At 68.4% G+C, this 26429-nt stretch carries 14 protein-coding genes and 2 pseudogenes; 9 read left to right on the top strand and 7 right to left on the bottom strand.

Features of this window, described 5'->3' with window-relative positions:
- Positions 1–65: 65 nt before the first annotated feature.
- Both AB0D44_RS08675 and AB0D44_RS08670 read right to left on the bottom strand, forming a co-directional pair.
- A complete protein-coding gene (locus AB0D44_RS08675; protein WP_362586481.1) occupies positions 66–317 on the bottom strand; it encodes a hypothetical protein in 252 nt (83 codons plus the stop codon).
- A gap of 86 nt (positions 318–403) precedes the next feature.
- On the bottom strand, positions 404–7342 hold the full coding sequence (locus tag AB0D44_RS08670; RefSeq protein WP_362586478.1) for a polymorphic toxin-type HINT domain-containing protein: 6939 nt from the start codon (positions 7340–7342) through the stop codon (positions 404–406).
- 693 nt (positions 7343–8035) lie between these two features.
- Here AB0D44_RS08670 and AB0D44_RS08665 point away from each other — a divergent pair.
- From AB0D44_RS08665 to AB0D44_RS08645, 5 genes are all read left to right on the top strand, one after another.
- On the top strand, positions 8036–12304 hold the full coding sequence (locus AB0D44_RS08665; protein ID WP_362586475.1) for a ricin-type beta-trefoil lectin domain protein: 4269 nt from the start codon (positions 8036–8038) through the stop codon (positions 12302–12304).
- 206 nt (positions 12305–12510) lie between these two features.
- Entirely contained in the window at positions 12511–14031 is a 1521-nt protein-coding gene (locus AB0D44_RS08660; protein WP_362586472.1) for a hypothetical protein, read from the top strand.
- 297 nt (positions 14032–14328) lie between these two features.
- A complete protein-coding gene (locus AB0D44_RS08655; RefSeq protein WP_362586469.1) occupies positions 14329–15915 on the top strand; it encodes a PKD domain-containing protein in 1587 nt (528 codons plus the stop codon).
- 940 nt (positions 15916–16855) lie between these two features.
- Positions 16856–18589 carry a VCBS repeat-containing protein gene (locus AB0D44_RS08650; RefSeq protein ID WP_362586466.1) on the top strand — a complete coding sequence of 578 codons (1734 nt, stop codon included), beginning with the start codon at positions 16856–16858 and terminating at the stop codon, positions 18587–18589.
- Positions 18590–18663: 74 nt separating this feature from the next.
- A complete protein-coding gene (locus AB0D44_RS08645; protein ID WP_362586463.1) occupies positions 18664–18978 on the top strand; it encodes a transposase in 315 nt (104 codons plus the stop codon).
- 261 nt (positions 18979–19239) lie between these two features.
- Here the strand turns inward: AB0D44_RS08645 and AB0D44_RS08640 are convergent, their stop codons facing one another.
- Entirely contained in the window at positions 19240–20001 is a 762-nt protein-coding gene (locus AB0D44_RS08640; protein WP_362586461.1) for an SDR family oxidoreductase, read from the bottom strand.
- A 495-nt stretch (positions 20002–20496) separates the two neighbouring features.
- On the opposite strand from AB0D44_RS08640, the gene AB0D44_RS08635 reads away from it, so the two are divergent.
- Together AB0D44_RS08635 and AB0D44_RS08630 are read left to right on the top strand one after the other, a co-directional pair.
- Positions 20497–21498, top strand: coding sequence for a helix-turn-helix domain-containing protein (locus AB0D44_RS08635; RefSeq protein ID WP_362586458.1), 1002 nt, complete (start codon positions 20497–20499; stop codon positions 21496–21498).
- Positions 21499–21673: 175 nt separating this feature from the next.
- Entirely contained in the window at positions 21674–22075 is a 402-nt protein-coding gene (locus AB0D44_RS08630; protein ID WP_362586455.1) for a hypothetical protein, read from the top strand.
- A 92-nt stretch (positions 22076–22167) separates the two neighbouring features.
- On the opposite strand, the pseudogene AB0D44_RS08625 reads toward AB0D44_RS08630, so the two are convergent.
- Positions 22168–22236 (bottom strand): annotated as a pseudogene (locus AB0D44_RS08625) (MerR family transcriptional regulator); the annotation flags it as partial.
- 86 nt (positions 22237–22322) lie between these two features.
- Positions 22323–22427: pseudogene (locus tag AB0D44_RS08620) on the bottom strand (HNH endonuclease); the annotation flags it as partial.
- 76 nt (positions 22428–22503) lie between these two features.
- Here AB0D44_RS08620 and AB0D44_RS08615 point away from each other — a divergent pair.
- Complete coding sequence (locus AB0D44_RS08615) at positions 22504–23238, top strand: hypothetical protein (RefSeq protein ID WP_362586452.1); 735 nt, start codon at positions 22504–22506, stop codon at positions 23236–23238.
- A 99-nt stretch (positions 23239–23337) separates the two neighbouring features.
- Here AB0D44_RS08615 and AB0D44_RS08610 read toward each other — a convergent pair whose 3' ends face one another.
- Positions 23338–24273 (bottom strand): MBL fold metallo-hydrolase, encoded by a 936-nt coding sequence (locus AB0D44_RS08610; protein WP_362586449.1) that lies wholly within the window; start codon positions 24271–24273, stop codon positions 23338–23340.
- 94 nt (positions 24274–24367) lie between these two features.
- Here AB0D44_RS08610 and AB0D44_RS08605 point away from each other — a divergent pair, with 94 nt between their 5' ends.
- Entirely contained in the window at positions 24368–25306 is a 939-nt protein-coding gene (locus AB0D44_RS08605; RefSeq protein ID WP_362586447.1) for an AraC family transcriptional regulator, read from the top strand.
- A 91-nt stretch (positions 25307–25397) separates the two neighbouring features.
- Here AB0D44_RS08605 and AB0D44_RS08600 read toward each other — a convergent pair whose 3' ends face one another.
- Positions 25398–26321 carry a peptidoglycan recognition family protein gene (locus AB0D44_RS08600; protein ID WP_362586445.1) on the bottom strand — a complete coding sequence of 308 codons (924 nt, stop codon included), beginning with the start codon at positions 26319–26321 and terminating at the stop codon, positions 25398–25400.
- Between the last annotated feature and the right edge of the window lie 108 nt (positions 26322–26429).

Raw genomic sequence — 26429 nt, 5'->3', positions numbered from 1 at the left:
GCGCACGCGAGCGGCCCCAGCAAAATGAACCTGGTGGGGCCGCTCAATTTTCGTTCTGTTCAGCATCAGGCGGCGGATGCAACACCACGATAGTAATCGGCGGCCTGCTTCAGCGCGACGGCCAATTCCGCCAGACCTTCAGAGTGGCGCCATTCCCGAGTTGCCTCTTCACAGGCTCGCCAAACTCGAACATATTCGTCATCAAGCTCTGACGACTTGATCACGATGTCATCGAATTCGACATCAGAGAATTTTCGCCTGTCGGCATCCAGGAACCGCTCATTCAATTCTTCGCGTGCGACGAGAAGTTCACCCACTCGACGAAGATGCAATCCGCCGACTCTCGGGCTGGAGATAATCTCAGCCAAGACCTTGATGTACTCGGACGGGCCACCTGCTGGACTCACCCTCTGTTCATCCTTCCTCGTAGTACAGCCATCCCGCGACGCCCTTCCGGGAGGTTGACTCCACCAGCCCGCAGGATGTCAACGCAATAGGTCACGCAGCTATTGTCCATCCCGTCGTACGCTCCGAGGTCCGCATCAATGGTCCTCCCTTGAGCCCCGTAGGCATCCTCTGCGTTCGGCAAGTCGAAAGTGAGGCTCCTCGTGTTAGGGCCGAGGTCTCCGGGGAATGCCTCCGCACCTGTGGTCGGGAGCCCGTTGTACTGGCCCGGCCTGGCGGGAATTCCATTAATTACCTGCTCGGTAATCTGCGATCGACCGTCGGCCATATCGATTCGAATTATGGCGTGCCCGGTTGGCCCCATGTCGGGGTCATACGAAACGGTGGCAGTACCACCACAATTATGGACGAGGACCGGAGTCGCGCCTGCCAGCACATAGTACGTGTGGAAGTCGTCGACGGTGAGGTTGTGCGTAGTGACCGCGTACGGGTAGTCGCGCGTGGTCTGGACGGTGAGGGTGGTGCCGTCGGGCTGGCGGAGTTGTTCGCCGGGGGTGAGGTCGCCGGCGTCGGTCCACTGGTGGCGGGTTTCGCTCCAGTATGGGTGGTGAGAGGTGGAGGTGATGGCGACGGGCGGGCCGCGGGGGCTCGCGTCGTCGGTGAGGGTGAGGTCGGTGAAATCCTTGTCGTCGGGGGTGGTGATGGTCGCGGTGACCCGCTTCGGGCGGGTTTCGCCGGTCTGCGGGTCGGTGGCCATCACGGTGTCGCCGACCCGGATGTCCTCGATGGCCTTGGTGGTGCCGTCGGCCATCTGGACCTTGGTGCCCGTGGGGAAGCTGTTGGTCTTTACGTCACAGCTGCCGGAGCTGCTCCTGGAGTCAGAGCCGCTGCCCTTGGCTTCCGCGTCGGCTTCGCCCTTGCCTGCTTTGGACTCTGAGCCGGCGCTGTCGCTGGCTGATTCCTTTGAGGCTTTGGTGTCGCCTGATTTGGCTGCTTTGGATGCCGCTTCGGCCGCTTCGGAGTCTGCCTTCTTAGCCTTGGTGTACGCCTCCATCGCCTGGGACGCTCTGCGTTCGGCGGCGTTGAGGGCATCGTAGGTCTTGTTGATCTCCTTATAGATCTTGAAGGCTTTAATGCCGATCTTGATGGCCTTGAAGAGCTTGCCCCAGGGAACCGAGTTGAGGGCCGTGTTGATGCAGGCCATTACGTCGCCCTTGGTGAAGCAGTCTCGGGCGTCGTTGTAGCCGATCAGGTCCATGACCAGGTCGACAACGGCGTGCTTCAGCTCATCGCGCTTCTTCTTGAGCTTGGTAACTTCGTTGTTGGCGCTGTTCAGCTCAGTCGTTTCAGTCGAACCGGGACCGCCATCCCCTCCCGGGTCGTCTGGCTCGTTCGGTTCATCGATGGTTCCACCGTTGGCCTTGCAGTTGCTGTAGTGCGCGCAGTTGTCGTCCTTGAGGCCACTCGGGTCGGAATTGTCGATCGGGTGATTGTGTGCATACGCGTAGGCGTTCCATTGCTGTGGGTCGCCCGGGTCGATGATGGGGTCGGGGCTGATGAAGCGGCCGGTGGTGGGGTCGTATTCGCGGGCGCCGAGGAGGGTGAAGCCGGTGGCCTGTTCCTTGGTGCCGCCGACGAAGCCCTTGTCGCCGGCCCATGTGCCGGGGGCGGGCTGGGTGCCGCGTTCGTTGCCGAAGGGGTCGGCGGGGCGGCGGGCCTGGGCGAGGTCGGTGGCGTTGAACTGGACGCCGTTGGTGCCGTGGTGGTCCGAGGACTGGTAGGTGAGGTTGGAGGTGCCAGCGGTGGTGGTGCGGGTGATGGACAGGCCGCCGGGGGCGCCGTAGGTGCGGACGTTGGAGATCTTGCTGGTGGCGGTGTCCAGGGTGATCTGGTCGGTGCCGAGGTTCAGCGTGGTCTTGCCGGGGTCGCGGCGGATGAGCTGGTTGCCGCCGGTGTCGTAGAGGTAGCTGGTACCGGCGCTCTCGCCGGTACCGGTGATCTTGTCGAGCTTGCCCTGGTCATTCCAGGTCAGGGTCTTGGTGCCCGGGGTGCTGGTGATCGAGGTGGTGTTGCCGGTGGCGTCGTAGGTGTACGAGGTCACCTTGGGGCTGGTGGTGCCGGTGGTTTCGGTGGACTTCATCAGGGCGTGCGGGCCGCCCGTTCCGGTGCCGGTGTTGGGGCCGGTGCCGAAGGTCTGGGTGACCGTCGCGTCCTTGGCGGTGTTGCCGGTGACGTCCTTCTTGACCAGCTTGGTGCGGTTACCGATCTTGTCATACTCGTACTGCTGCCAGTACGGGGCAGGTCCGCCCACGCTCGGCTTGCCGGTGACGTCGAGTTTGGGGCCGGTGGCGTTGGTGCAGCCGCCGATACCGCGGACGCTGGGCTGCGGGGCGGTCGTGGTGGTCCCGGTGTCGGTCCAGGCCTGGGTGAGGCGGCCGAGATAGTCGGTGGTGAAACACTGCAGGTCGCGGGCGGCGCCGTCCTGCGTGTTGCTGATCGAGGTCAGCTGGCCCACGCGGTTGTAGGTGTAGTCGAGGACATCGACGCTGGCTCGCGTCGCCGTCTGCTTGTCCAGGGTGGAGCGGACCGGTCGGCCGGTCGCCAGGTCGTAGTCAATGGTAGAGACGATCTGCTTGCCGGTGTCGCCGATGGTGGTGCGGATGGCACGGCCGTAGGGGTCATACCGCATGGCGGCGACGTAGGGCGTGATCTGCGAGCCGATAGTGCTGTCGAGGGAGGTGAAGCTGCCGGCGATGTTGCTGTTGTAGGTGAGGGTCTCCGCGGCAAGTCCGGCAGCCGGAATGGCTGGCAGCTGGGTGGTCCTCAGCTGGCCGTACTTGTCGTAGGTGTTCTTGGTTTCGTACGTGCCAGCGAGTTGCTTCTCAGCCACGGGGAGATTTGCGGGGATGGTGACCTTGGTGCCGAGAGGGCGGTAGCCGCTGTCGTAGCCGGTGATCTCGGAGACGTAAGCGTTGCCGGAGGCGCCGCCGGTGAAGCGGGTGGTGGTGGCCGGCTTGCCGAGGGCCTTGGTGTCGTAGGTGAAGGCGCCGACCTGCTTGGCCGGGTCGACGGCCGTGCCCTCGTAGGTCGCGGTGGTGCGGCCGAGGATGTCAGTGACGGTGGTGGCGCTCTTGCCTCGGGCGTCGGTGACGGTGACGAGGTTCTTGCTGTCGTCGTAGACCGTGGTTGCGGTACCCGAGTCCGGGTCGGTGGTCTTCACCGTGCGGCCCAGGAGGTCGTAGGCGAAGGTCCACTCGTTGCCCGCGGAGTCCTTGCGGCGCAACTCCTGGCCCTGCGTGTTCGACTCGTAGGTCGTCTCGTCGTAGTCGGTGCCGGTCGGGGTGTTGGTCTTGTACTGACGCAGGACCGAGGTGGTGCCGTTGCTGATGCTGGCCGTGGCGTAGCCGCCGGTCGGCGGGGTGGTGCGGACCTCGTCCGCCCCCGGGTACTCGGTCTTCGAGCGCCACTGCTCGACGCCGAAGGACTGGAAGACCGAGGCGGTGGGGCGGCCGAGGCCGTCGAAGACGGAGACGGTCTGGGCGGGGATGTGGTTGTCGGGGGTAACGCCCCCGTTGGGCAGGAACAGGGCGCCGCCGGGGGCGGCCTGGTCGTTGTAGTACGGGGTGCTGGTCTTGACCTGCCAGCCGTGCGAGTCGAACAGCGCATCGGTGATCATCCGGCCGTAGGCACCGGACGGGGTGTGGGCCTGGGTCTGGCGGATGCGGCCAAGGCCGTCGTAAATGGTGTAGCTGGAGATGTACGAGTCGTCGTTCATGAGCGTCTGGCTCAGAACGGTCGTCGGCACCGTCCGCTCTTCACTGGTGAAGTAGGAGAACTTGCGGACTGGGGGGTCATTGGCGGCCCGGTCCTGACCCGGCTGCCAGACGGCGGTGACTCGACCCAGTGCATCGTAGGTCTGTTCGGCCACGTGGCCGTTCTCGTCCACCGTCTTCAGCGGCATGGCGCGGCCGGTGTCGAGCGTGGTGGTGGTCTTCCAGCCCAGCGGGTTGGTGTGGATCACTTCGTACGGCAGAGCGTTGGGCAGGGCCTTGTACTCGGTCTTGGTGACCGCGCCGTCCGGGTGGGCGGCGTCCTTGCGGACCTTGTTGGTGGTGGTGCTGACGCGGCCGTAGACGTCGTAGGTGGAAGTGACGTTGAGGCGGTACACGGGGTTGTCCGTGGCGTCGTACTTCTCGAGGACCTCGGTGCCCGTCTGGTCGGCCGTGGTGCCGGCCTGACCGAGCGGCTTGCTGTCGAAGTAGGCGCGGGTGTCGCCGACCGTGTTCGCCGCGTTCGGTGTCTGCGCGCAGCCGGCGCTGCCCTTGAGGACCAGGGTGCGCGAGGCGAGTTGGGTGAGTGCGCCGGTGGGTCCGTCGGCGTAGGTGAAGGTGGTGCACAGGCGCTGGTCGGGGCGGGACAGGTCGCTCTTGTCGTCGACCTGGAGTGGGCGCGAGAAGGGAGTCTTGTCGTAGGTGGAGGTGCGCTCGCTGGTGCGCCAGGTGCCGTCGGCGAGCTTGGCGCGGCTGGTGACCTTGTCCGTGTTCATCACCCACGCGGTGATTTCCGGCATGCCGCCGGACTGGGCGCGGGTCGCGGTGGCTTTGTCGCCGAGGAGGGGGTTGGAGACCTCGTCGGCGATGACGGTGCCGCCGTCGCGGCCGAAGGTCTGGGTCTGGCGGACGAAGCCGGAGAACTGCTCCTGGTCCTTGATGGTGCCGCCGTGCGCGTCGGGGACGTTCACGCTGCGCTTGCTGCCGTTGGCGAGGACGTCGCCGTCCATGCCCCGCAGGAAGGTCGCCACCGACTTGGTGCGCGGGGCCTCGGCGCTGTTGCCGCTGCCGGTGCGGGTGGTGACGGTGGCGTAGCCGCGGAACTGGTCCCAGGTGCGCATCTTGGGGTCGGTGAACTCGGAGTCGTTGCGGTGCCAGGCGATGCCGCCGCCGTACTCGTAGTCCGTGACGACGCTGACCTGGCCGCCGACCTTGTCCTGTTGGGTGACGGACTGGACGACGATCTTGTGGAACCAGTCGTCGACCGGATCGGGGAAGGACTGATCCGGCAGGTACCACTTGACCGGCATGCAGGCCATCGTGTTGCTGTCCGCGGCAGCCGGCATGGTGCCGCTGACACGCGAGCACTCGGGAGCCTTGTAGACGACGTTGATCTGACCACCGGTCTCGGTGTCAATCGTCTGAATGCGCGGCCGGTGGAACTTCGAAGTACCGGCCTCAGTGCCATTGGGGCGCTTGACCACGCCATCGACACGGTTGGGAATCTGCAGCGGCACGAAGGAGACCGGCGGTACCTTCTGCTGGGTCCGGGCGTTGGTCGCGGTGCGCTGGATGGACTCGAGCCACAGGGTCGGCGCGGTGCCGTCACCGGAGGGCTGGAAGCGCTGATTGAGCACGTAGGAGTCGATGTTGCGGTAGCCGCCGGTGCCAAGAACCTGGGTGTCGATGGCCCTGATGCGCTTGGTGGAGAAGTACGTGGGCGACAGGTTCAGGCACTGGCCCTCCTTCGCGCACTCCTGGTCAACCGGGGTGTCGCCCCAAGCACCAGGGTTCGCCTTGCGCTTGGTGGGGTCGCAGGCGTCGCCCGTCTCGAAGCAACGCTCGTCGATGGTCAGCAGGACCTGGGCGGCGGTGTTGGCCTTGCCCTTGGCGGTGATCTGGTCGGGCAGGCGCTGGCCGTAGCCGATCCAGGTCGGGTAGGAGGCGCGCTGGTAGAGGGTGGGGCTGCCGGTGCCGTTGTTCTGGCCGCCGCCGCGCCCGTAGTAGTTGTCCTCCTGCTCGTAGCGGTAGGAGATCAGGTTCTGGTGCGGGTCGACGACGTAGTCGAGGTTCCACTGCCAGCCCAGCTGCTGCCAGGTGCCGTTGGCCGGGGTTTCCGCGCCCAGGCACTTGTCCTGGCCGCTGTTGAAGTAAACCGGGACGGTGGAGACGGACTTGGCCTCCGGGTCGGTGCCGTCGCCGCCGGGCAGGCGGTTGGAGCCGAAGTAGTACTGGGTGCCGTCGGTCGTGGTGACCTTGAAGCCCTCGCCCTTCCAGGCCGCGTTGCGCTGGCCGGTCAGGCGCTCGATCTTCGTACCGTCATCGCCCTGGAGGCGGTACACGCAGGTGGCGTCGTCACGGACGATCTGCCCGGCGTGGCCGGCCAGGGACAGCGACAGGATGTCGCCCGCCCAGCACTCGTCACCCGACTTGGCGATACCCGCGTCCTTGCATCCCTTGTACGAGCGGGAGATCGAGCCCGGGTGCCAGTCCCAGCCCTCACCGATGGGACCGGACTGGGCGTTCGTCGACGCGGTACGGCCGTCGATCGAGGACGAGTCGTAGCCGAGGACGACGCTCGGCGCCGCCCCGGCGATCGCCGAGGGAACCTCGGCCGTGTAGCCGTACGTGAAGTTCGCCGCGTTCGCCCCCGCCTGCCACGAAGCCGACGGAAGCAGCGGTGTGGCTGAGTAGTCGCCCAGGTTGCTGGACGGGCCCGGCTCCACGCCCAGGACGATGCCGTCTGCGGCGAGGACCTGCGGGGCCTGTTTGGAAGCGGACTTCGCGTCGGGCTTCGGCATCAGCACGGAAGCCGCAGCCGCGGCCCTCTTCGATACCTCGACCTCCGCCACCAGGCGGCCGGCGGCATCCCGGTGCGAGGCCACCGGCGTACGGGTGGTGCAGCCGGGCGCGCCCGGAGTGGTCAGGGCGCATGCGGGCAGCTGGACCAGACGGGCGCGGGCCGCCCAGTTCGCGGCACCGTTTTTGGCCCATGCCGAGATGTCGACACCGACCTCGACCTTGTCGGCGGTTGGGGCGCCTGCGGCTCCGGTGAGAGCGATGAGGGCACCGTTCACTCCGGCGGCCCGGGTCTTGGCCTTGTCCTTCACCTCGACCTTGAGGCTGCTCGCCCCTCCACCTGCGACCGACGAGTTTGCGCCATTCACGGGTGCGATCCAGACAGGAAGCGAGCCGGCCTGAACCGAGGCCGCGTCGGCGACGGTGCGGTGGGCGTTTTCACCACCCACGGGCACGGTCGCCACACCGGAGGGGACCTTCCCGTTCGATTCGGGAGTCCACTTGCCACTCTTCGGCGCCTGGGTTTCCCCGGGCTTCGCATCCGAGCCCTTGACGGCCTTGGTCTCTGGAAGCGGAGTGTTGGGAGGCGCCCAGACCTTTGGCGGTTTGTCGGCGGCCGTGACCAGGGGTGCCCCCAGGCCGGAGAAGAGCACCGCGAGCACCGAGACGATCGCGACACGCGAACGAGCGGCGCGCGAGCGCACGAAAACAGGACTTCGACGAGACAACCGGATCCCCCCACAGGACACGCGCAGCACAAAACACCAGGCCGTCAGGGCCCAGATCAAGCGCACCCTACGTAGAGTTCGTTCGAATCTTCAGAGGAGCCTCACATTCCGCTCCAGTGACTCACGTCACTCAGGGGGCGGGTGGGTCGATCCACGTGCAAAACGGGCGCGGACGCGCAACAAACCGTTGACAAGATTGCAGGCGTGAAGGAATCGTGCGGCTGACTTGTGTCCGTCTCACAGCTCAGGGGGGAACCTAACGTGAGACTGCCTTTCCTTACCGCGCGGAAACCGAGACCGGCTGGCCACAGCCAGCGGTCGTCGGGCGTCGCCATGCTCCCGGTCGCCGGTGCGGCCGTCCTGTCACTCGGAGCCGGCCTGATCGCCGCACCGCCCGCCTCCGCCGAGGACTCCCGCGGCCACGGCCCGGCCAACAGCACATGGCCCGCACCCACTTCCCGGCCTCCGTCAGTCGAGGCAGCCGCGATCGACACTGCGAAGGACCAGGCCAAGAGCAGTGGCAAGCCGGTCATCGTCGACCACCTGACCACCGCGACCTCGCAGACCTTCGCCACACCGAGTGGGACGCTTTCGACGGACACCACCCCGGTGCCTCAAAGGGTCAAGAACACCTCCGGTACGTGGCGGCCCGTCGATGCCACGCTGCGCGCCAACGCCGACGGCACCGTGAGCCCGACGGCGGTCCCCTCGAAGCTCACCCTGTCCGGCGGCGGCACCGGCCCGATGGCCACCATGACCACCGCCGACGGCAAGAAGCTGGCCCTCAAAGCTCCCTTCCCGCTGCCGAAGCCCACGCTGAACGGTGACAGCGCCCTGTACTCGTCCGTCCTGCCCGGCGTGGACCTCGAGCTCAGCGCCAACACGCTCGGCGGCTGGCGCCAGGTGCTCATCGTGCGCACGGCCGAAGCCGCCGCCAGCCCCGCTCTCAAGAAGCTCCAGCTCGCCGTCGAGACCGACGGTCTCACCGTGAGCGCGGACGGCGCCGGGAACCTCAAAGCCATCGACGACCAGGGCACGACCCGCTTCTCCGCCCCCACCCCGTTCATGTGGGACTCGGCCGGCAGCGCGGCTCCCGCCGCCCCCTCGAAGTCGGCAGGCGCCCTCGCCAAGCAGTCGGCTCCGGCCCAGGACACCTCGGTGCCGTCGAGCACCGACGGACCCGGCAGCGGCGCCGCGGTGAAGAAGATCGGCACGACCGTCGATGCCCAGGGCATCCAGCTCGTCCCCGACGCCGCTCTCCTCGGCGAGGGGACCGGTCCCTGGTACATCGACCCTGGCTGGAACCCGCCGATCGACAACGCCAACCAGGCCTGGGCCCAGGTCCAGGAGGCGTACGAGGACACCAACGGGTACAACGGAACCCAGTACGGGCAGGACAAGCCCGCCACCGGGTACTGCGGCTACCGGATGGGCAATCCGCCCTGCGAGGGCATCGGCCGCACCCGGGCCTATTTCCAGATCGGCATGGACTCCCGGCTGCACGGGGCCGAGGTCTTCAACGCGACGTTCTACGCGACCGTCGTCTCCTCCTCCAGCCCGAGCACCGTCACCCCGATGGGCTTGTACTCCACCGGCTACATCAGCAACCCCACCACCTGGCGCCAGCAGCCCTGCGCCAACAACGCGCACATGGGCGCCAGCTGCAGCAAGGTCGCCGGCATCAACATGTCGGGGTCGGGTGACATCCAGTTCGACGTCAAGAACCTGGTGAAGACCGCGGTCGCCAACAAGTGGCCCACGGTGACACTCGGCCTGGCCCCGGACAACGAGTACGAGAAGCTCTACCGCCAGCGCTTCAGCAACACGCCGCACATCGTCGTCGAGTACGGCATCACCCCCACCGTCTGGTGGCCCCGCACCAGCCCCACTCCCGGTTTCGCGGACACCGCCGCCTACGCGGAGTGCCGTACCCCCGGCACCGCCAACCCCTGGGACAACCCCGGCTGGGTCGGCGCCAACAACAACATCACCCTCACCACCTCCACCTACTCGGCCACCGGCCTGCAGCTCTACACGGGGTTCCAGTACTGGGACGACGACGACGGCGGCAAGACCATGTACGCCGACGCGGGCTGGAACAGCAGCTACGGCGCCGTCACCGTCGATATCGGCGGCCTGACCGACGGCCACCAGTACGGCTGGCAGGCCCGCGCCACGGATGGCACCCTCACCAGCAGCCCCACCGAGATGTGTTTCTTCCGCGTCGACCGCACCCCGCCGACCGCCACCGTCACCTCCACCGACTTCCCCGCCTCCGGCACCATCGGCGCCCACCCCAAGTACGCCGGCCAAGACGGCACCTTCACCCTCACCGGCACCGACCCCACCCCCGTGGGCGGCGGCCGCAGCTCGGGCCTGGCCTGCGCCCGCTGGACCACCGACCCGGTCAAGGCGGCCGCCACCGGATGGAAGTGCACCGACTCCGGGCCTGGCATCGTCAAGCTGACCGGCGGCAAGGCAACCATCAGCATCCGGCCGCCGCATTGGGGCACCAACTTCGTGTACCTGCAGACGCAGGACACCGCGGGCAACATGTCCCAGCCCTTCGCCTACAGCTACTACGCGCCCTCCAACCCGGACGCAGGCACGGCCGTCTTCGGCGACATCACCGGAGACAAGAAGCCCGACCTCCTGCTGCCCGACACGGCGGGCGACCTGCGCAAGATCGGCGGTGGTGAAGACCCGTACGGCGCGCCCCGCGCCAGGATGGTCACGGCGGCCGGCAACTCCGGAAACTGGAACGGGATCCAGATCAGTCACCGCGGCAGCCTCGGCCGCAAGACCGTCGACGACCTCTTCGCCCATCAGCCCGGCAGCCCCTACCTGTACGTCTACGCCAATGACGAGAACGGAGGCGCGTTCGACGGGCAAGCACCCACGAAGATCACCAAGCCCGCCACCTGTCTGAAGTCCGACAGGACAACGGTCATCGCCTGCGCCACTTATGGCTACGGAGCCGCCGACTGGGCGAAGGTGACGCAGATCGCGGCCTTCGGCGGGGTCACCGGCGAGTCTGGCGGGTCCCTTCCTCAGACATCCCTGCTGTTCGTCGAAAGCGGGCGCCTTTGGCTCGCCACGGCCGGCACCAGCGATCACCTGGCACCCCAGGCTGTCCTCCTTTCGGGGAACGACACCAAGTGGGACGGCTACGAGCTGATCGCACCCGGCCGCGCCCAGGGCACGGCCTTCCCCACGCTGTGGGCCCGGTCCAAGACCGACGTCGGCACCCTGCACGCCTTCACCGTCAAGAGCGCCACCGACCTCAGCGGATTCACCGACCCTGCCGTTGGACTGATCTCCGGCAAGATCGACCCGAAGGCATACCCTCGGATCGGCTCCGACGGTGACCTCACCGGCGACGGGCTCCCCGACCTATGGGCCGTCGACACCAACCAGCAGCTGGTCGCCTTCAACGGAACCGGCACGGCCCCCAACGGCGAGACCGTCTTGCACCCCACCGTCACCGGTGTCGACGCGACGTCCATCGCCTTGGGCAATCTCAACATGCCCAAGGCTCAGTGGCCGCTCACCAAGCCGACAGGCACCACCGTGCCCAGCTCTGTCGGGAACTACCCCGCCACGGCAGCCGGGATCACCTGGCTGGACGGCACCATCGACGGCCGCAGCACCTCCTACGCCGCGTTCAGTGGACCGGGCTCCACCATCACCACCAACACGGGCCCCGTCATCGACACCCTCAAGAGCTTCACTGTCAGCGCATGGGCCAAAGCCGACCAGACCGGCAGTGTCGTCCTCAGCCAGGACGGCTCCCGGTTCAGCTCCCTCCTCCTGTACCCCGACCACCACAACAACGTGTGGCGCTTCGCCCTCGCCAATGCCGAATCCGATGACTGGCCGTACGACATGACCACTGACATCAACAGCACGGCCCGCGTTGCCCTGGGCACATGGACTCGGCTCACCGCCGTCTACGACGCCAACACGAGCCTGATGCGTCTGTACGTCAATGGCACCCTCGCCGGCACCGGCCACCACAAGGCCTCAGGCAGCCCAGCACCCACCGGGCCGCTCGCGATGGGCCACTTCAAGGCGAACGGAGCGCAAGCCCCAGGTGGCTTCACCGGCGGAATCAGCAACGTCGCCACCTACCCCTACGCCGCGTCCGTGACCGCACCCGAAGCCGCCGGACCCATCGCCCTGACCGCCGCGGCAACCAACTGCGTCGACAACGACGAGGACCTGGACGCCGACGGCAACAAGATCCAGATCACAGCCTGCAACAGCACCGACGCCCAGCAATTCCAGGTCCGTAACGACGGCACGATCCGGACCCACGGCAAGTGCCTCAACGCCGCCGGAGCCGGCACCGCCAACACCACGCTCATCGAGCTCCGCACCTGCGATGCGAGTTCCGAAAGCCAGCGCTTCCTCCCGCGCGCCAACGGCGCCCTCTACAACCCCGTCTCCGGCCGCTGCATCGACCTGGGCAACTTCGACACCAGCCCAGGCCACCAGCTCTGGCTCTTCGACTGCAACGGCTCCCCCGCCCAGACCTGGACCATCCCCCACCTTGGCACCGCTCCGCTGCCGGTCCCGGTACCCAGCCTGCCCACCCCGTAGCTCCCCCACCAGCTGAGCAAGGGCCCGCCATCCCGCACCGGGTGGCGGGCCCCTCTCGACCCACCACTCACCGACAGAGGGAACCCGTGCCCAAGCCCCGACTCGTCATAGCCGCAGCTGCCCTCGCAGCAGGCGTTGGACTCATCCCCGGCATGGCCCAAGCCCAGCCGGTAGCACCCGAACCCCACAAGGCAGCCGTTCCCGACGTGGACCCTGCCACGGCCGAGGCCTCCGGTGCCGAAGTCTTCAGCACCCCCGCGGACCGTACCGTCCGCAGCACCGTGCCGTCCGCGCAGAACCGGGCGGCGTCCGCCGCCGACGGCCAAGACCTCGCGTTCAGGCTGGAGAGCTGGGGCACCTCCGCACACCGGATGGTCGCGTACTCCACTTTCAGCGGCGCAACGGGCCCCCTCAGCGTCACCATCTCCTGGGGCGACGGCACCACGGACACGGTCACGGCCGACGCCTCCGAGCCTCTGTTCAGAGATCACGCGTACGCCGAGGTCGGCGCATACACGATCATCGTGACGGCGACCGACCCGGCAACGAACACGCAAGCCGTCAACAAAGTGACCGTCAAGACCATGGGCTCGGACTTCACCCCGCACGCCCCCTTGCGTCTCCTGGACACCCGCAACGGGACGGGCCAGGCCCAGGGCAAAGTGCCCGCGTACGGCGGGGCCAGCCTCAAGATCACGGGCAACGGCTCGATTCCCGACGGAGTCACCGCGGTGGTCCTCAACCTCACCGTCACCAACACCACCAGCAGCGGCCACATCCTCGCCTGGGGCACGGGCCGTGACAGGCCCGACATGTCCAGCATCAACTACGCCCCCGGCGAGACCGTTCCGAACCTGGTCATCATGCCGGTCGGCCGGGACGGGTACGTGAACTTGGACAACAGGGGTTGGGAATCCGTCGACCTCATCGCCGACGTGACCGGCTACTTCACCCAGACGGCGTCCAACGGCTACACCTCCCTCTCACCGACCCGTTTCGTCGACACTCGCGAGGGGCAGGGGACGGCCAAGGGCCAGGTCGTCGGGCAGGGATCGTTCGGCGTGCAGGTCGCCGGCGTGGGCGGCGTTCCGAAGGGTGCCACCGCCGTTTCGCTCAACGTGACGGTGACCAACCCCCGCGAGGCCGGCCATCTGACCGTCCACCCCAGCGGGCAGGCGGCGCCGACCGCGTCCAACCTGAACTTCACCGCCGGTCAGACGGTCGCGAACTCGGTGATCGTGCCCGTGGGGCCAGACGGCCGGATCACGGTCCGCAACGGCTCCTGGCAGGGCACCGACGTGGTCATCGACGTCAACGGCTTCTATACGCCCGACAGCAAGGCCGCGTACGTGCCGAGCCGGTACGGCCCATCGCGCTTGCTCGACACCCGCAAGACGGGTACTCCGCTCGCGGCCCGCGACTACATGCACCTTCTCTACGCCCCCAACGTCGAGGCACACGCCGTGAACGTCACGGTCACCAACACGACCGGCGTCGGCTTCCTCTCGGTGGCCCCGGACCCGAACACACCCGAACAGTACGAGAACGGCACCGCGACACCGCCCGCCCGGCCGGTCGCCTCCACCCTCAACTGGATCGCCGGCAAGACGGCGGCGAACCTGGTCCAGACAACCCCGGGAGACAAGGGCATGGTCGCTTTCTGGAACCAGGGCTGGCAAGACGCCGACCTACTCATCGACTACTACGGCCACTACGCAGCCAACTGACCCGGATGCCACCCCGGCGGCACGTTGCACCACAACTCGATGGGTGAGACCAGGGAGTGCGCCACGTCCAGCCCCGCTTGCGCGGGGAGCGGCACCGCGGCCTCTACCGGTACCTGTGAGCCCCGCCGCATAGTTGTCCTGCCAACGGCACGCGGGGCCCGCCACCCATGGGGTGGCGGGTCCCGCTCCGTCCAGTCCTGTCCACACCCACAACCAGAGACGTAGGAAACCGTGCCCAAGCGCCGACTCGTCATAGCCGCAGCTGCCCTCGCAGCAGGCGTTGGACTCATCCCCGGCATGGCCCAAGCCCAGCCGGCAGCGCCCGAACCCCACAGGGCAGCCACCCCCGACATGGACCCGAGCACGGCGCAAGCCTCCGGCGCCGAGGTCTACAGCAGCGCCGCGGACCGCACCGTCCGTAGCGCCGTGCCGTCCGGCCAGAGCCGCGCGGCATCGGCTGCCGACAACCAGGAGCTTGCGGTCAGGCTGCACAGCTGGGGCACCTCCGCGCACGGAATGCTCGTGCATTCCACCTTCAGTGGCACTGAAGGCCCGCTCGGCGTCAGCATCTCCTGGGGCGACGGCTCCACGGACACGGTCACCGCCAACGCTGCCGAGCCTCTGATCAGCAAGCACACGTACACCGAGGTCGGCGAGTACACGATCACCGTCACGGTGACTGACCCGAAGACGAACACGCAAGCCCTCAACAAGGTGGCCGTGAAGACGCTGGGCACGGACTTCACCGCCCATGCTCCGCTGCGCATTCTGGACACACGCAATGGCACGGGCCAGGACATGAGCCAGGAGAAGGGCAAGATCCCTGCGCACGGCTATGTCAGTCTCAAGGTCGCCGGAACCGGCTCGATTCCCGACGGAATCACCGCTGCCGTCCTCAACCTCACTGTCACCAACTCGACGGGTAGTGGCCACATCATCACCTCGGCCAGCGGTACTCCCAGGCCCGATACGTCCAGCGTCAATTACGGCCGCGGCGAGACGGTTCCGAACCTGGTCATCGTGCCCGTCGGGCGTGACGGGAGGATCAACCTCGACAACATCGGCTGGGAGTCCGTCGACCTCATCGCCGACGTGACCGGCTACTTCGCCCCGACCGCGTCAAGCGGCTTCACCGCGCTGCCGCCGACCCGATTCGTCGACACCCGCGAGGGGCGGGGCACGGCCAAGGGCCAGGTCGCCGGGCAAGGGTCGTTCGACGTACAGGTCGCCGGGGCGGGCGGGGTCCCCAAGGGAGCCACCGCCGTCTCGCTCAACGTGACGGTCACCAACCCGCGCGAGGCGGGCCACCTGACCGTCTACCCCACCGGCCAGGCGGCACCCACCGCGTCCAACCTGAACTTCACCGCCGGCCAGACCGTCGCCAACTCGGTCATCGTGCCGGTGGGACCCGACGGCCCTATCACAGTCCGCAACGGAGCCTGGCAGGGCACCGACGTGGTCATCGACGTCAACGGCTACTACACCCCTGACAGCCAGGCGGCCTACGTGCGGAACTGGTGGGGCCCGGTTCGAATTGTCGACACCCGGAAGAGCGGCCAACCGCTCGCGGCCCGCGACTACATGCACCGGTTGGACAATCCCAACATCGAGACATACGTCCTGAACACCACGGTCACCAACACGACCGGCCCCGGATTCCTGTCCGTCGCCCCGGACCCGAACTCGCTCGAACAGTACGAGAACGGCACCGCGACCCCACCCGCGCGCCCGGTCGCCTCCAACATGAACTGGACGGCGGGCAAAACGGTCGCGAACCTCGTCCAGGCCAGCCGCGCCGACAACGGCATGGTCGCCTTCTGGAACCAGGGCTGGGAGGACATCGACCTGATCATCGATGAATTCGGCTACTACGGCACCAACTGATCCACCGGACGAAACACCACAGGCGGCGGGAGGGTTCAGGCACCCTCCCGCCAGCGTCACGGGATTCCAGTCGCACACCTGGAGGTCCCTCGGGTATCACCGGTCCGGCGCTGACGGTGCCCGCGGCTGATGTCCGGCCTGGGGTCATCCATACCTGCACGGGAAGCAGTGTTCTCTGCGGATCGCCCGGATTGCTTGTCGGGGGTCATCCCCGTGGGCGCGGGGAGCAGGCGGCTGGCGGTCATGCCCGCTGGCGCGGGGAGGAGCCCCGGGTCCCGGAACTGACCGAGTACCCGACTGGTTCATCCCCGCGGGTGCGGGAACTGACCTGCGACTCCACGCGGAAATCGACTCCCCTCGAGCACTTTCACCTAGTCCGGCAGAAGAGGTTGGGAACGCACCGCACAAGCCGCCCGCGGGTACGCGAGAGCCGGACTCGCCCTTGCGGAGGACACGAAGCGGGCCCCGCACCCCTCGCTGCCGGCCCCCGAGGAACCCGTTCGCCAGCCACGGCCCTGTCGGTGGTCAGCCGGCTGCTGCGGCCGACTCCTTCCCGAAGCGCGGTACGTCGTCCACGGTGACGTCCAGGTGCAGGCTGGTTCCCGTCACGCATTCCTGAGGTGCGGTATTCCTCACCACGCACCGGTCAATGGACGTGCGACGGCTGCGGTCCGGCCATTCGAGGGGCGCGGTGGCCGTGGCCGCTGCCACCGTGCGGTAGTGGCCTGGCCCGCGGCTCGAAGCACTCGGACCCTCAACTGCGCCTGTGGAAAGAGAAATTGGTACAGAACTTTCACCGGCGTCGTCTATGGCGCGGCAAGGCTGGAAGCGGGAACCGTTCACGCGTCGACGTGTGTCTCCCAGCACACAGCGAGACGTGTCCGGGCGTGTCCCGGCTCGATCCTCAGGGGGGATCTTGACTTCATCGCACCGCGGAAGAGTGCGTGCACTGGCCGTCGGCGGCGTATTGGCCCTGGCCGTCAGCGCCTTGGCCGCCGCCCCGAGCAGCGCCGCCGAGCAGCTCCTCATACCCGGTTCCACCACCACCCCGTCGGCGGCCGGCCCGGCGGCGGATCCTGTCGTCGATGCCGCAGCGAGCGGCGACCGCCAGTACCCGAGCGTCGTCCTGCCCGGACGCGCCACGAATCCGGCGCCGCTGGCCGCCGCCAAGCCGCGGCACGACGTCGACGGCGACGGCATCAGCGACATGATCGTCATGGAGTACGACCAGACCACGGCCGTCTACCTGTCGTCGATCTCGACCTGGAGCGAATACGCGATCTACAAGACCGACCCCGACCCCAGCGCCTCGTTCAAGGACCTGCTGCCGGTGGGCGACGTCGGCGGCACCAGCAAGGCCGAGTTGCTCTCGCTCTCCTTCGACGGCGTGCTCACGCTCTACGAGACCGGCCTGACGAGTACGTCGGCGCCCCTCTGGTCGGGCCGCGGCTGGCAGATCTACAACCGCGTCATGGCCACCGGCGACGTCACCGGGGACCGCCACCCCGACCTGCTGGCCCGCGACCACGCCGGCGACCTGTGGCTGTACACCGGCACCGGCAGCGTCAGCAAACCCTTCAACGGCCGGGTCAAGGTCGGCTCCGGCTGGGAGGTCTACGACCAGCTGGTCGGAGCCAGCGATGTCGACGGCGACGGCCTCGGCGATGTCCTCACCCGTACGCTGAGCGGCGAGTTGTGGTTCCACAAGGGGGCCGGCAGCGCCACCGCCCCGCTCAAGGCCCGCGTCAAGGTGGGCACCGGCTGGAACGCGTACAACGTGATCACCGGCTCGGATGACGGCGACGGCGACGGCCTGAGCGACCTGCTCGCCCGCGACCGCGACGGCGTGGAGTACTGGTTCAAGTCGGTCGGTGGCGGCAAGTTCGCCGCACCCGCCTACTTCGGCAGTGGCTATGAACTCAACAAGTTCATCGTCGGCGCGGGCACCACGTCGCTCTACGGCAAGGCACAGAACCTCGGCACCGAAGCGGACAACGACCTCGCCAAGTACAGCGCGCTGGCCAACGGCGACTACCGGATGCCGCCGATCTGGGCCGGCAAGGAGACGCCCGGCTCCCGCAACGCGTACGCCACCGGGCTCAACAGCCGCAACCACGCGACCTACGTGCAGAACATCGGCAGCGACCTGTACATCCAGGGCGAGCGGGTCAGCACGACGTGGAACTACACCCTGACGGTCGGCCCCGGTGACCTCACCGGCGACGGCAAGGGCGACCTGCTCAGCCGCGACTCCGGCGGCACCCTGTGGCTCCACCCCGGCGACGGTGCGCTGGTGACCAGGTTCAGCGCGCGCATCAAGGTCGGCACCGGCTGGAACGCCTACGACGCAATCGTCGGCGCGGGCGACTACTCCGGCGACGGGCGGCCCGACCTGCTCGCCCGGGACTCCTCCGGCCGTCTGTTCCTCTTCAAGGGCACGGGCACCGCCACCGCGCCATTCGCCGCCCGGGAGCAGGTCGGCAGCGGCTTCGACCAGTACGACAAGCTGTTCGTCCCGGGTGACATCGACGGCGACAGCAAGGGCGACCTGCTCTGCCGTCTCCCGAACGGCGTCGTGTACCGGTACTCCTCGACGGGCAAGACCGGCACCGCGACCTTCGCCGCCCGGGTGAAGTTCGGTACCGGTTGGGACCTCTACAAGAACATCATCTGAGTCCCGCGGCCGCCCGGTCGCGCAGCAGCGACGGCACGGGCCCGTCCACCGGCACCAGCCGGCCGGGCGGGCCCGTGCCCGCCGACTCCAGTCTGCGCGGCAAGGACATCTACCGGCCCCGCTTCCCACCTTCCGTTCAAAGGGGCTCGCAAGAGCTTCGCCCGGACGACTACCGCGACCTCGCCGTCCGCGCGCATATTCAGCTCGGCGGCCCGATCGTCCTTGTGTGGGACGACCTGAACACGCACCTGGCCGCCGGAATGAAGCGGTACGCGGCCGAGCACGACTGGCTCACCGTCTTCCAACTGCCCTCGTATTCACCGGACCTCGACTTGGTAGAAGGCATTGGTCTCGCCTGTGACGCGGCCCGATGGGGAACACCGCCTTGACTGACCCGGACCACCTCACCCGCGCCCTCCGCCGGGGCCTGCGACACATCCAGCTCCAGCACTTCCTCATCGAGGGATGTCTGGCCGGCACCGGCCTGTCACTTGTTCCACCGCCTCATCCTGAAGCCTCAAGTGGTGGCTCGAGCGCGCAATTTCACCGGCTCCGCGTCGCCTTCTGACGCCGCAATCGAGGCTATGAACGCCAGCGATTGCTTCCTTGCCCCCTGCCGGAAGGGGACGGCGAGGGCTCGTTCGCTCAAGTCATGGCCCGACTCGCTCGATCTCGTTCGGATCGATTCGCAGCACTGATCCGCTTTCGAAGGGCGCCTTCGATGTCAGGAGGCCGGCGACTACTTCCGCCACCCTGTCGGGCGAGGTGACCTGTCGGCTCGGACAGATGCCCTCGGCGAGGGCCGTGATGGGGGCGCCTGCCATCTGCGAGATTCGGTCCATCATGGGGGTGTCGACAACTGCTGGACAGATGGCGAAGACCGAGATCCCCTGCTCGGCGAGTTCGGCGGCCGCCGAACGGGTGAGGCTGAGCAGGGCGGCCTTGCTGGCTGCGTAAGGTGCGGCGCCAGGCATGGGAATCATCCCGAGCCAGGAGCAGCTGTTCACGATCACCGACCCGGAAGCCATTCGCGGCACGGCGTGTTTCATACACAGGAACGCGCCTTTGACGTTCACGTCCAGCACCGCATCGACGACGTCAGCAGACCACGCGGCCATCGGCCCCGCAGTGCCCTCGATCCCGGCGTTATTGAAGAGGCAGTCCAGACGCCCGAAGCGTTGGAGAGTGGCTTCGACGGACGACTCAACCGATGACTCGTCCGTCACGTCCAGTGGGTGGAAGGCGGCTCGCGCGCTGCCGAGCTCGGCAACGACGCCCTCGCCCCGCTCTCGGTTCCTGGACGCCATCATGACGCTGCAGCCATCGGAGAGGAGCCGACGTACCGTGGCGAGCCCGATACCGGTGGCGCCCCCGGTCACCAGGACAGTCTTCGGCTGGAGCCTGTCGTCCATCTCAGCCCTCACGGTCCGGTGTCGGCAGGAATGGTGCGCGGCCACGCCGTCCGCTCGTCGGATCAGCTCCGTGGGCGACCCATCCGGCCTCGGATCTGCGGAGCGCATGCCGCAGCCTGCTCACGACTCACCATGGAGCCCCTCCACTCCCGTCGCAACCCGGGAGCTCGAGCCCGGCAGCCGTCCGGAGTCGGCAGCCTAGAGACTGTGCGGCTTGGCCGGTCTGTGCCTGCTTCTCGGCCGACCGGTCCGGTCGCCCGCGATGGCAGGCTCTGCGACGAAGACTGCGGCCAGAACCTGGGTGGACGTCACACCCCGCTGACCGGCAGCTTCCGGTTAGGCCCGTCCCCACCTTGGTGCCCCCGGCGCTCCTGCTCGCCCGCGTACACGTGGTCGGGCAGGGGCAGCGTTGCGCCTGCATGCCGGATCGGGCATGGGGGTGGGGCATGCTGGGGGTGTGCTCGCGCGCTCTACTCGCTGGCAGGAGGCCGGTCGGTGTTACGCATTCACTTCACGGCGGAAGACCTCGCCCGGACGCGGGTGGCCGCATCGATCGGCGTCGCAGCGGAGGTCTACTACAGCCTGGAGCTGCTGAGAGACAACCGGGAGCTTCCTCACTTCCGCTCGTGGCGGTCAGCGGTTGCCGGCCGGATGGGAGCCGAGACCCGCCCCCTGACGTCCCTGGTTCCCGTGCGCGGCCCCGGGATTGATCTGCTGGCGCTGATGGGCGACGTGCCCTCTATGGACCACGCCGTGGACAACCTGCTGCACGCCCCGGTATCCCGGCTTCGACGCGAGCTGGAAGGCCTCGACTTCCGTCCCGCACACCTGCCATGGGCCAGGCGGGTGTCCGAAGGGGACCGCGAAGCGCGGCGGGAGCTCGCCGAGGCCGTGCGTGCCTGTCATCGGGTGACCGTTGAGCCCTTCTGGCATCAAGGGCGCTCCGAACTGGTCGCGCTGTCCACCCGTTGCGCGAGCCTGATGTTGGAGGGGGGCATCGACCTGCTGCTGCGTTCGGTGTGCGCACCACTGGTCCGCTGGCGCCCGCCGGTCCTCGAAGCTCCCTATCCGCGCCGAGTTGACGTACGTCTCCAAGGAAGGGGACTGATCATCACACCCACGGTCTTCTCGAAGCATCCGGTGAGCTTTCTGTGGGATCCGCTCGACATCTCCCAGCCACCCCGGTTGACCGTGCCGGCTCTGCGTCGACCCCTGGCCGGTACCGGGTCGGCGGAAGCGGATGGCTCCGCCGGTCGGAATCTGGGGTCCCTGCTCGGCCGCACGCGGGCTGCCGCCCTGCAGGTGACAGCAGAAGGCTGCACGACCAGCGACCTGGCCCGGCGCCTCAACGTCACGGCCGCAGCGGCCAGTCAGCACGCCAAGGTGCTGAGGAAGGCGGGCCTGATCACCACCACCCGCCGAGGCGGGTCCGTGCTGCACCACATCACCCCCCTCGGGCTGGCCCTGCTGCGGACCGGCGCCCTGACGGAACCGTGAGGCCGAGGGCGCAGTGCCGCCCTGCCCAGGGGTCGGAGGGGCCTCGTGCCGAGGTGGGTGGGGTTGCGCCTGCCATCCCGGCCCCTTTTAAGCCGTGACTTAAGAGGTGGGCCGGAGGGGCCCGACACGCCCAGGATGTGAAGCCGCAACCGGCCGATCCCATCCTGGAGACCGCATGAAGACTTATCTCGCCGCCGCCCTCGGTTCCGCGGCACTGACCGCCGGCATGTTACTCGGCACTCCCGCAGCCAGCGCGCAGACCGCCGCCTACCCGACCACCGCTTTCGACGTTCCGTACGGGGCCAGCTACGTCCGCGGCACCCTGACCTGGTACAACCGGTCGGTCGGGGCCGAGGGGGTACTCCGGGCCGTCGGTTGCCGCCGGGCCTGGTTCGGCGCGTACGGTGCCTCTGGCAACGAGCTCGGCGCCAGGAGCACCAGCACCAAGTGCGACGTGACGTATCCGATCGAGACCGTCATCCCTGCAGACGTGCCCGGTGGGGCCGCGTACGTCATCGTCTGCATTGACGATGCGAACGCGAACCCGCTCAGGTGCGAGCGGTACGACCGACCCTGACCCAACCGGCCGGTCGTACAGGGACCTTGCCAAACCAGCCCGCCGTCGGCGGAACAACGGGCGACGTCCCGGAGAGCTCACCTCGCCGCCCTTGCGGCCCGGACCATCGTCTCGACGGGGTAGTCGTCGTCAAGGCGGCCGAACGAGTCGTCCGCTGTCATGGCGCCTCCTACAGGGGGCGCGCATGCGGAGGGGCCCTGGTGCCCATGGCACCAGGGCAGCCGGTCCCGCTCCGCCTCGTCGGCGGCAGGCCCCAGCGGAGCTTGATCGCGGTCCATTCCGCGCCGTACCGACGCAATGCCACCGGCGACGACGGCAGCCACTGCGCCGGGTCCTGATCAAACCTCTGCCGCACTCTCGTCCACGAAGCGGCTGAAACCGGCCGCCCCCTGGCCAGGCGTGTCGAGAGGTGCGGGCAGAATTGCCGGATGCTGATCGACGGATATCACGATGCCCCGCTGGTGGCTGGGGAGGAGTTGGTCTCCTACCCCGGGTTCTGGGCCGCGTACCTGATGTGGATGTGCGACCCGGAGGAATACGAGGGTGCGCCGGCCGCCGAGTGGTTCGGAACAGACGCGGCGAACGCCGAGGCGGCGAGTACGGCGCTGGCGGGCGCGGGCACGTGGCCGGTGTTCCGGGTCCCGTTCGCCGGCGGACACACCGCGATGGTGCTGAGCCGCCCCTCCGATCACGGGACGCAATACCTCATTACCCACCCCGACTGGGACCGGCACGGTCACCTCGCCACCATCGGCGGACGCCAGGCGGGCCCCGGCCTCTCCTGGCGGGAATTGATCCACATCGCCAACACCCCCGACCGCCAAGCTCCGGGCATCCACGACCCGCACGCCCGACTACTGCTCCTGCTGCCAGCGATGAGTGACGAGGAGGCGCTGGACGACGAGGACGCGCCCGACGTGATCGCCGAGGCACTGGTCCGGGTCGGGGCTCCGGCCCGCAGCGCGCGGCGCGTGGCGGAGCTCCTCGTGGATCACCCCCTGTGGGAGCCGACCGGCTGGTGGTTGCCCGACGAAAACCCCTCCGGCGGCATACTCCGGAGCGACGACCCCCGCAGCCCGCGATTCGACAACGGGCTCGCCCAGGGCATCACCCGGGAGCACAACGAACGACTCGCCCGTGCTCTCGGAACCTCACCTGCCTGACAGCACGAACCAACACGCGGCCGGCAGTCGGCAGCCTTGATGCTCCGGTCCACCGCGTGCTCTGAGGAGCCGCGTACGGCGTTGCGGCCTACGGGGTCCTCACCACCGCTCGCGGTGCTCGAGGGCGAAGGCCGCACCGTCCCGGCGGACCTCTACCGCACCCGTCCCGCCGAAGTGGGCGGGAACCACGAGTTCGTGGGCGTCCGATGCCCGTTCCAGGATCCGCCGGCGGGTGGCCACCGCCTGGTCCGCGTCCATGCAGAAGCAGCTGTTGCAGGCGGGCCGCAGGATCTGGACGGGGCTGTGCAGGAGGTCACCGACGAACACCGCCCGTTCGCCGCCGGACGCGAGGCGCAGGATGCTGGAGCCGGGGGTGTGGCCGGGGGCCGACTCCAGGGTGAGGTGTTCGTCGATGCGGTATGTGCCGTCCCAGAGCACGGCCTGGCCGGCCCGGTGGATGGGCGCGACGCTGTCCTCGTAGATGAGCCGGTCGTCCAGGCGCAAGCCCGCCCCGTACGCGTTGTCCGGTCCGAAGTGGAAATCGTCCGCCGCCGGCATGAGGTAGCGGGCGTTGGGGAAGGTCGGCGTCCAGTGGCCGTCGACATCGTGGGTGTTCCAGCCGACGTGGTCGCCATGGATGTGGGTGTTGACGACCGTGTCGACGTCCTGCGGGCGGATTCCGGCGTGTGCCAGTCGTTCGAGGAAGTCCCCCTGCCAGTGGTGGAACTCCGGTGAGCCGGGGCGTTCGCGCCCGTTTCCGACTCCGGTGTCGACGAGGACGGTGCGGCCGGCGCTGCGCAGGACCCACGTCTGCAGGGCCGCCACGGCCATGTCCTCCTCCGGTTGCCAGTGGTCCGGGGCCAGCCAGTGCTCGTTGTCCTTCCAGACGTGCGGGCCGGCTTCCGGGACGAGGGTGCGGGCGGGGGTGAACGGTCCTGCCCACTCGGTGATCCGGATGACCTCGACGTCTCCCAGCAGGATGCGCTGGGCGCTGTCGCTTTCGCTTTCGTTCTCGCTCTCGCGTTCGCTCTTCATGGCCTCCACCGTAGGAGGGCTTGATGAGCCTCTCAATGCACGTGCGGCTCACTGGAATACGAGAACGTCTCATCGTCTCATCTAGGCTGGTCCCATGGACGTGGTGAGCGATGCGATCTCGGCCGTGCGGATCGGACAGCCCTCCTCGGACCGGGTGCGGGTGGGTGGACGGTGGTGCACGCGCTTGGCCCCGTACGACGGCGCCGGCTTCCATGTCGTACTGGAAGGCAGCTGCTGGCTACTGCCCGACGGGGGCTCCCCCGTCGTGCTGGGTCCCGGGCACGCGGTGCTGCTGCCGCACGGGACGGGGCATGTGATCGCCGACGGACCCGCGGACGCAGCGGCCGTGAAGCGGGCCGTGCCCTTCGAGCAGTTGGCCGGCACGATGGCGGCGCCCGCTCCGGAGGACGGCTCCGGTGCGGTGGAGATGCTGTGTGGCAAGTACCGCCTCGACCGCAGCCGGTCGCACCCGCTGATGGCGGAGCTGCCGGAGCTCGTGCACCTGCCGAGCCGGGAGGATGCGCATCCAGAACTCCGCGGCGCCATCGGGCTGTTGGGGCGAGAACTGGAAAGGCATCGACCTGGCGCCGGGGTCGCAGTGCCCAGCCTGCTCGACCTCCTGCTCGTCTACATGGTCCGTTCCTGGATGGAGGAGGCCAGGAGCGGGACGTGGCCCGCGGCACTGGGGGACCCGGTCGCGGCCGCCGCCTTGCGCGCGCTGCACTCGGACCCGGCCGCCCCGTGGACCAACGAACGCCTGGCGGCCGAGGCGGGGGTCTCCCGGCCGACCCTGGCGCGGCGTTTCACCGCCTTGGTCGGCCGTCCGCCGATGGCTTACCTCACCTGGTGGCGGCTGAACCTGGCCGCCGCCTTGCTCCGGGATACCGCGGATCCGCTGTCGACGGTGGCCCGTCAGGTCGGCTACGGCACCCCCTACGCGCTGTCGCACGCTTTCAGCCGCGAGTTCGGGACGACCCCGGGGAGGTACCGGGCGCAGGCCGGGGCGGGCCGGGGAGCGTCCTCCGACAGATGATCGACCGGCCGGGACCGGCCCGGGGGCTTCCGGTGCCACGGCCGGTTCCTGCCGCCTGGGGGGATCGGGCGGCAGGGGCTCGTCGGACGAGTCAGCCGTCAGGGAAGAGGTCCGCCGGGAGGTACTCCCTGAGCCCCGAGGCCGGCTGGTTGGTTTCCCGGTTGACCAGTTCCCATACCGGGTCGCGGTCGTTGTCGTGGTCCGGCTCCGGCTCCGGCCCCGTAGGGGGATCCGTATCCGTACTCGGATTCGGCGGAGGTGTGCCGAGGCGTGTGGCGACGTCCTTGCGGAGGGTCGGGAGCAGGGCGTAGAGCCGGTCGCCGGGGCAGGAGGTGGAGTTGAAGTCGCGGTGCCCGTAGATCGCCGAGGCCGGAATGCCGTATTGGCGGCAGACGTGGGCGCACAGGTCGGCCAGCGCCGCGTACTGTGCCGCCGGCGGGAGCTGCGAGGTGTACGTGCCCTCGTTCTCGATGCCGATCGACACCGTGTTCTGCCCGATGCAGTGTGCCGCGCGAACCTGGCGCCGGCCGCGACCCAGCTCCGCGAGGCTGCTGTGGCGGCCCTCCAGCACGAACGCCCCGCGGCTGACGGTGAAGTGCTGACCGGTGTCGATCCAGCCCTGCGCGTCCATGTGGTACGTCTGGATCGCGCGGGCCAGGGCGAAGGCGCGCTGCCGCGAGTAGTCCGTCACGTTTGCCGTCGCCGTGTGGTGGACGATGATCCGCTCCGGACGAGTGCCCAGGATGGCGACGGGCTCGGACGCGTCCCGTGCCCCCCAGGCGGCGCAACTGATGATGTCCGGACCGGCGGCGGAGTATGCGCGCCCCGCCGCGGCGAGGGGCAGGGCGGCTGCGGCGGCCAGGGTGAAGGCGCCCCTGAGGAGGGACCGGCGGGTGTAGGGGGCCTGGGGGTAGGCGGCCTGGGGGTGGTCGAGGTCCTGGGCCGTTGGGTGCGCTGGTAGCCGGTGCGGGGGGAGGAGGGTTCGTGAAAAAGGGGTCCGTGGGAGGAGGGTCATACGGTGGCCGTTTCCGTAGGAGTCGGCCCATTGAAGAAAGCCCCGCTCCACGGACCGTGCAGACACACCGCGCCGCACTCGGAGTGGACCCGGCCGGGTGCGTGCCGA

Origin of the sequence: Streptomyces sp. NPDC048349, from assembly GCF_040651925.1 — a bacterium.
Taxonomy (GTDB): domain Bacteria; phylum Actinomycetota; class Actinomycetes; order Streptomycetales; family Streptomycetaceae; genus Streptomyces.
Note: the sequence above shows the minus strand (reverse complement) of the source record. Positions and strands in the feature narration are given on the sequence as shown.

What these genes read in the sequence shown, in the direction of transcription:
- AB0D44_RS08630 (WP_362586455.1), top strand. Translation starts at nt 21,674, where the DNA reads ATGAAGACTTATCTCGCCGCCGCCCTCGGTTCCGCGGCACTGACCGCC.
- AB0D44_RS08640 (WP_362586461.1), bottom strand. Translation starts at nt 20,001, where the DNA reads ATGGACGACAGGCTCCAGCCGAAGACTGTCCTGGTGACCGGGGGCGCC.
- AB0D44_RS08615 (WP_362586452.1), top strand. Translation starts at nt 22,504, where the DNA reads ATGCTGATCGACGGATATCACGATGCCCCGCTGGTGGCTGGGGAGGAG.
- AB0D44_RS08665 (WP_362586475.1), top strand. Translation starts at nt 8,036, where the DNA reads ATGCTCCCGGTCGCCGGTGCGGCCGTCCTGTCACTCGGAGCCGGCCTG.
- AB0D44_RS08655 (WP_362586469.1), top strand. Translation starts at nt 14,329, where the DNA reads ATGGCCCAAGCCCAGCCGGCAGCGCCCGAACCCCACAGGGCAGCCACC.
- AB0D44_RS08600 (WP_362586445.1), bottom strand. Translation starts at nt 26,321, where the DNA reads ATGACCCTCCTCCCACGGACCCCTTTTTCACGAACCCTCCTCCCCCCG.
- AB0D44_RS08605 (WP_362586447.1), top strand. Translation starts at nt 24,368, where the DNA reads ATGGACGTGGTGAGCGATGCGATCTCGGCCGTGCGGATCGGACAGCCC.
- AB0D44_RS08610 (WP_362586449.1), bottom strand. Translation starts at nt 24,273, where the DNA reads ATGAAGAGCGAACGCGAGAGCGAGAACGAAAGCGAAAGCGACAGCGCC.